Annotated in this window: 6 protein-coding genes; 4 read left to right on the top strand and 2 right to left on the bottom strand. The window is 69.2% G+C overall.

Going from position 1 to position 6420, the window contains the following annotated elements:
• Both WCJ52_RS10695 and WCJ52_RS10690 read left to right on the top strand, forming a co-directional pair.
• A partial coding sequence (locus WCJ52_RS10695) for an SDR family NAD(P)-dependent oxidoreductase (RefSeq protein WP_336903296.1) occupies positions 1-669 on the top strand: 669 nt, incomplete at its 5' end.
• 106 nt (positions 670-775) lie between these two features.
• Positions 776-2212 carry an MFS transporter gene (locus WCJ52_RS10690; protein ID WP_336903295.1) on the top strand — a complete coding sequence of 479 codons (1437 nt, stop codon included), beginning with the start codon at positions 776-778 and terminating at the stop codon, positions 2210-2212.
• Between the two features lie 300 nt (positions 2213-2512).
• Here the strand turns inward: WCJ52_RS10690 and WCJ52_RS10685 are convergent, their stop codons facing one another.
• On the bottom strand, positions 2513-3646 hold the full coding sequence (locus WCJ52_RS10685) for an Mrp/NBP35 family ATP-binding protein (protein WP_336903294.1): 1134 nt from the start codon (positions 3644-3646) through the stop codon (positions 2513-2515).
• A 104-nt stretch (positions 3647-3750) separates the two neighbouring features.
• On the opposite strand from WCJ52_RS10685, the gene WCJ52_RS10680 reads away from it, so the two are divergent.
• Positions 3751-4425: an HAD family phosphatase gene (locus WCJ52_RS10680; protein WP_336903293.1), complete on the top strand. Its 675-nt coding sequence runs from the start codon at positions 3751-3753 to the stop codon at positions 4423-4425.
• 4 nt (positions 4426-4429) lie between these two features.
• On the opposite strand, the gene serB is transcribed toward WCJ52_RS10680, so the two are convergent.
• On the bottom strand, positions 4430-5323 hold the full coding sequence (serB, locus tag WCJ52_RS10675; RefSeq protein ID WP_336903292.1) for a phosphoserine phosphatase SerB: 894 nt from the start codon (positions 5321-5323) through the stop codon (positions 4430-4432).
• Between serB and miaA the strand changes: the two genes are divergently transcribed.
• Complete coding sequence (gene miaA / locus WCJ52_RS10670) at positions 5322-6251, top strand: tRNA (adenosine(37)-N6)-dimethylallyltransferase MiaA (RefSeq protein WP_336903291.1); 930 nt, start codon at positions 5322-5324, stop codon at positions 6249-6251. The two genes, serB and miaA, sit on opposite strands and share 2 nt — an antisense overlap.
• Positions 6252-6420 lie beyond the last annotated feature (169 nt).

The following is a 6420-nucleotide window of genomic DNA, read 5'->3' as shown; positions in this document are numbered from 1 at the left end:
GGCGTCGCCCACATGGTCCAGCAGGCCATGGACGCCTGGGGCCGGATCGACATCCTGGTCGCCAACGCGGGTATCCTGCGGGACAAGACCTTCTCGAAGATGGAGATCGCCGACTTCGAGGCGGTGATGAACGTCCACGTCATGGGCTCGGTGAAGCCGGCCAAGGCGGTCTGGGAGATCATGAAGGCCCAGAACTACGGGCGGATCGTGGTCACCACCTCCTCCACCGGCCTCTACGGCAACTTCGGCCAGTCGAACTATGGGGCCGCCAAGCTGGCCCTGATCGGCTTCATGAATACGCTGAAGATCGAGGGCCAGAAGAACAACATCCACGTCAACGCCATCAGCCCCGTGGCCGCCACCCGGATGACCGAGAACCTGATGCCGGCCGAGGTGCTGGCCAAGCTGAAGCCGGAGTACGTGACCCCGGCCGTGGTCTACCTGGTGTCGGATGAGGCCCCCACCGGGGTCGTCATGACCGCCGGCGCCGGTGCCTTTGCCCAGGCCCGCATCTACGAGACCGAGGGGGTCTACCTCGGTGAGGGCGGACTGTCGGTCGAGGAGGTCCGCGACAACTTCGCCCGCATCACCGACCCCACGGGCCAGCAGGCCTATGTGAATGGCGGCGAGCAGAGCGGGAAGTTCTTCCGCAAGATGCAGGGCGGCTAAGTCCAACCGATCCAGGGCCGGCGTTTTCCCCTTGCCCGATAGGGGAGAACCCGGCCTATCTTCGTGCGCCCCAGAAATACCGGGCACCATTTGGGAGAAGTCCAGAGTGTCCACGGTCAACCGGTCGCCGACGAACGGAAACCTGAGCCTTCCCGCGGCCATGGCCTTTGCGGCAATCAGCCTTCCACTGTCGGCCTTGAGCCTTTCGGTAGGGGTGCAACTGCCGCCCTACTTCGCCAGCCAGCTTGGCGTGAGCCTGGCCGTGGTCGGGGGTGCCTTCGGCATCGTCCGGCTTCTTGACATCTGGCTGGACCCGATAATCGGCCTGGGCATGGACCGGACGCGGTCCCGGTTCGGGCGCTACAGGGTTTGGATGATGGCGGGCGCGCCCCTGCTGATCGTTGCCGTCTACATGCTTTACAACGCCCCAAAGGGCGCGCCGCAGGTCTACCTGATCGTCTGGCTTCTCGCGATGTACCTCGGGCTGTCCATCATGAGCCTGTCGCATTCGGCCTGGGCGGCGGTCCTGGCCAAGAGCTATGAGCAGAGATCCAGGATCTTCGGCGTGCTAACAGCGGTGGGCGTGATCGGCTCCCTGTCCGCCCTCGCGATCCCGATCCTCATGGGATCTGGGGCCCACAAGGCGCTCAATCCGATCCAGGCCGTCGGCTGGTTTGTGATCGCAATGATTCCGATCAGCCTCCTGGTGACCTTGGTCCGGACCCCCGAGACCATCAACCGCGATGAGGGCGAGCACTTCAGGCTTGCGGACTACGCCAAGCTGTTCAGCCGCGGCAACGTCATCCGGATCCTGGCCGCCGACCTGCTCGTGACCCTCGGCCCGGGCTGGATGGCAGCCCTTTACATGTTCTTTTTTACCAATTCGCGCGGCTTCACCCAGACTGGCGCGAGCCTTCTTCTGATGGTCTACATCGTCGCCGGCTTCGTCGGCGCGCCCCTGACGGCGGCCCTGGCGAACCGGATCAGCAAGCACCGGGCCCTGATCCTGACCACCACCCTCTACTCCCTCGGCCTGATCGCCCTCCTGTTCTTGCCTAAGGGAAACTTCACCTACTTTGTGCCGGCCATGGCCATCGAGGGTGCCTTCGCCGCAGGGTTCGGGGTGATGACGCGGGCGATTACGGCCGACATCGGCGATGAACTGCGGCTGGAGGGCGGACGTGAGCAGATCGGCCTGCTCTATGCCCTGACCGGCGCCACCAGCAAGCTGGCCGGGGCCTTCTCGATCTTCCTGACCTTCAATGTCCTGGCCCTGGTCGGATACGACGCCAAGGTCGGCGCACAGAATACGCCCCAGCAGATCCTGGGCTTGGAGCTGGCCTACATCGTCGGGCCCATTGTCTTCGTCATGCTCGCGGGCGCCTGCTTCATCGGCTACAAGCTGGACGCTACGCGGCACGCGGAAATCCGCCGCCAGCTGGATGAGCGGGACAGCCACACGGACGTCGTCTACGAGGAGGCCGCCGTCCTGGAAGGCCTGACCGGGGAGCCCGGGGGTCACTCCTCCGTTGACCGGAGCTAGGTTCTGGAACCCTCGGGCCTGCCCACTTGGCATTGCCTCAAATTCCCCCCGGCGAGGAGCCGAAGACGGGCAACTGAGAAGCCGTTGACCCCCTCACCGCGCTTCGCGCGGAGCTCCCCCTTGGGGGAGCAATTGGCTTTGTAATTCCTCCCCCCAGGGGGAGGTGGACCGGGGCGAAAGCCCCGGGACGGAGGGGGTCAACGACGGCTCAGCAGACCCCCTCACCGCGCTTCGCGCGGAGCTCCCCCTGATGGGGAGCAATTTGATGTCTTTCAGGCCGGGGCGCATGCGCCTCAGGGTTCAGGCCACCGCCGCCGCCAGCCGGGTGAAGGCCCGGGACGAGGCACTGTCGGGATGGGCGAGCACCCCTGGCCGGCCCTCGTCGCAGGCTGCGCGCAGGGGCGTCTCCAGGGGGATCTCGGCCAGAAGGGGCAGGCCCAGGCGCACGGCCTCGGCCCTGGCCCCACCCTCCCCGAAGATCGGGATGCGGGCGCCCGTGGAGGGCTCCTCGAACCAGGCCATGTTCTCGATCACCCCCAGCAGGGGCGTTTCGGTCTTGCGGAACATGGCGGCGGCCCGACGGGCGTCGATCAGGGCGATTTCCTGCGGGGTGGAGACAATGAGGACACCGTCGATCTTCAGCTTCTGCACCAGGGTCAGCTGGATGTCCCCGGTACCCGGCGGCATGTCGACCACCAGGACGTCGAGGGGTGCGGCCTCCGTGCCCCAGAGCACGTCCTGCACCATCTGACGGGCGGCGGAGGAGGCCATGGGTCCGCGCCAGATCATGGGCGAGCCTTCGTCCACCAGGAAGCCGATGGACATGACCTTCACGCCCCAGGCCTCCAGGGGCACCAGTTTCTTGTCGGCGTTGAAGGCCGGGCGGGAGTCCAGGCCCATCATCCGCGGCGCCGAGGGGCCGTAGACGTCAGCGTCGAGAAGACCCACGGACAGGCCCCGGGCCGCCAGGGCGGCGGCCAGGTTGACCGAGATGGTGGACTTGCCCACGCCGCCCTTGCCACTGGCCACGGCGATGACCCGGCGGACGTGCGGGGGACGGACGGCCTCCCCGGACGGTGCCGGACGGGCGGCAGGGTCCTCTGACACCCGTGCGGCGGTCCGGCGCTGGGGCGCGGCGCCCACGGGGGTGACCGTGGCGCTGGGCCGGCCAGCCGGCGCTTCGGCGGTCAGCACCACCTGGGCGCGAACCACGCCCGGCAGGCCGGCGATCAGGGCCTCGGCGGCGTCACGGACAGGCTGGTAGTCGGCCACCTCGCCCGCCGGGACCTCGAGCATGAATCCGGCCCGGCCCGGCGCCAGGATCAGGCCGCGTACCAGGCCCGCCGCGTTGAGCCCCTTGCCGGACTTGGGGTCCAGGATCCCGTCGAGGGCGGCGAGGAGGGTGGCGCGATCGATGGGAGCGTCGGCGGTCATCGGAGTTCCCTCCTAGGGTCAAGCCTCCATATCCAGTCGCGGGACAGGGAAGACAAGGGGCCAGGTCCCTTGCGGGCGGGCTGGCGAGGGTCGACAAGGACGCCATGCCCCTGCCCCGCCCGCCCCGCGCCGTCGTCTTCGACATGGACGGCCTGCTGTTCGACACTGAGTCCCTCTACCGCGACGCCCTGGGTGCTGCGGCCCGGGGGATGGGACGCGACCTGCCCGAACCCGTCTTCCACAGCCTGATCGGCCTGCCGGGCGAGGCCAGCCGACCCCTGCTGCTGGACCACTTCGGCGAGGACTTCGACGTCGATGGCCTCTGGGCGGCCTCGACGGAACACTTCCACGCCCTCGCCCGGGGACAGGACTTCCTGAAGTCGGGGGTGCGCGAGTTCCTCGACCTTCTGGATGCCCTGTCCCTGCCCCGGGCCATCGCCACCTCCTCCCGGCATGAGGACGTGGCCTTCAACCTGGGCCGGCACGGACTGGAGGGCCGGTTCCACGCCGTGGCGGCCCGCGGGGACTATGCCCGGGGCAAGCCGCATCCGGATCCCTTCCTGGTCGCCGCCCGGCGCCTGGAGGTGGACCCGGCGGCCTGCCTGGCCCTGGAGGACAGCCACAACGGGGTCCGGTCGGCGGCCGCGGCGGGCATGATGACGGTGATGGTCCCGGACCTGCTGGCGCCGACCGACGAGATGGACACCCTGTGCGCCCGCATCGTCGACGACCTGCATGCCGCTGCAGACCTGGTCCGGCGCAGCCTCGGGGTGGCCTGAGGCCTCAGTCTCGGACGAACTCGGTCTCGGAGAAGCCCATGAAGTAGAGGGCGGCAGTGAGATCGGCATGGTCGATCTGGGCGTCGGCCTGGGCGGCGACCACGGGCTTGGCGCGATAGGCCAGGCCCAGGCCTGCGGCTTCGATCATGGCCAGGTCGTTGGCGCCGTCGCCGATGGCGGCGGTCTGGGACAGGTCCAGGCCCAGCCTGGCGGCCTCGGAGACCAGGGTGGCAAGCTTGGCTTCGCGCCCGAGGATGGGCTCGGCGACCTCGCCGGTCAGGCGACCCTCGCTGACGAGGAGGCGGTTGGCCCGGTCCTCGTGGAACCCCGCCTCGACGGCGACCCTGCGGGTGAAGACGTCGAAGCCGCCGGAGACCAGGACGCAGTGCGCGCCCGAGGCCGCCAGTGTGGCCACAAAGGTGCGGGCGCCGGGGTTCAGGCGCACACGCTCGGCATAGGCGCGCTCCAGCTCCGCCTCGGGCAGTCCGGCCAGCATGGCCACCCGCTCGCGCAGGGCCCCCTCGAACTCCAGCTCGCCGCGCATGGCCCGCTCGGTGATGGCCGAGACCTCCGCCTTGCGCCCGGCGAAGTCCGCCAGCTCGTCGAGGCATTCGCAGGCGATGATGGTGCTGTCCATGTCGGCCAGCAGGAGCCGTTTGCGCCGTCCGGCGAGGGGCTGGAGGGCAAGGTCCACTGGCAGGTCGCCGAGGGCGGACCGGACAACGGCCTTCAGGCCGGCCAGGTCGAAGGCCTCGAAGGTGAGGTCCCAGGCTGTTGGGCCAAGGGCGGACGCGGACTTGACGGACAGACCGCAGGCTGCAAGCCCTGCCTGCGCCCGGTCGGAAGCGAGGCGGGAGACTTCGGCGTCCTGGCCGACAAGGGTGAGCGCAAGATCCATGGCGTCCCGCATCTGGCTCATCGCCGGCCCGACGGCAAGCGGCAAGTCGGCCCTGGCTGTCCGCCTGGCTGAGGCCGTGGGCGGCGAGGTGATCGGAGCCGACGCCCTTCAGATCTACCGCGACCTGCCGGTCCTGACCGCCATCCCCGATCTCGCCGAGCGCCGCGGCGTCCCACACCATCTGGTGGGGGTGGCGGACGCGGCCGACGGCGGGTCCGTGGGCCGTTGGCTGGCCCAGGCCCAGGCGGTCCTGGCCCGGCTCCGGGAAGCCGGAAGGGACGCCATCATCGCGGGCGGCACCGGCCTCTATTTCGCGGCCCTCACCGACGGCCTGGCGGAGATTCCCCCCGTGCCTGCAGACGTTCGCGCCCGGGCGACGGAAGCCTTCGACGCCGGAGGGGAGCCAGCTTTCCGGGCCCGGCTGGCCCAGGTTGATCCGGCCGCGTCGGAAAGGATCCTGCTGGGGGACCGCCAGAGGCTGGTCAGGGCCCTGGAAGTCTTCCTCGCCACAGGGAAGGCGCTCTCGGACTGGCAGGCGGAAACCCGGGGCGGGCTCACCCCCGGGGCGTGGCGGTCCGTACGCCTGATGCCGCCGCGGCCGGACCTGTACGCGCGCTGCGATGCCCGGTTCGGCACCATGGCCGCCTCGGGTGCCCTTGAGGAGGTCCGCGACCTGGTCGCCCGGGGGCTGGACCCAGCCCTGCCCGCCATGAAGGCCGTTGGCCTGCGGCCCCTGGCCGCCCACCTTGCAGGCGATTTGTCCCTGGACGCCGCCCTCGACGCCGGCCGGCAGGAAACCCGCAATTATGCAAAACGTCAGGAGGTCTGGCTGAGGGGCCGGATGGCCAGTTGGCCGACGATCACCGACCTGGAAGCCGAGGCGCAATGGAGGTCATTTCTTGCGCTGAACCCTGACTTGACGCCCTGACAGGGGCATGGCACTAGCCAATCCTACGTTTTTTGGAGACGACACATGCGTCGCGCCCTCGTACTTTCCAGGCGACCTACCGCGGACTGACACCGTCAGCCGCGAACGGTCGCATATGTCCGGGCCCCTTGAGGGCCCTTTTTGTTGCCCACGCCCCCTCTCTTTCGCC

This window comes from Phenylobacterium sp. (genome assembly GCF_037138395.1).
Lineage (GTDB): Bacteria > Pseudomonadota > Alphaproteobacteria > Caulobacterales > Caulobacteraceae > Phenylobacterium.
Note: the sequence above shows the minus strand (reverse complement) of the source record. Positions and strands in the feature narration are given on the sequence as shown.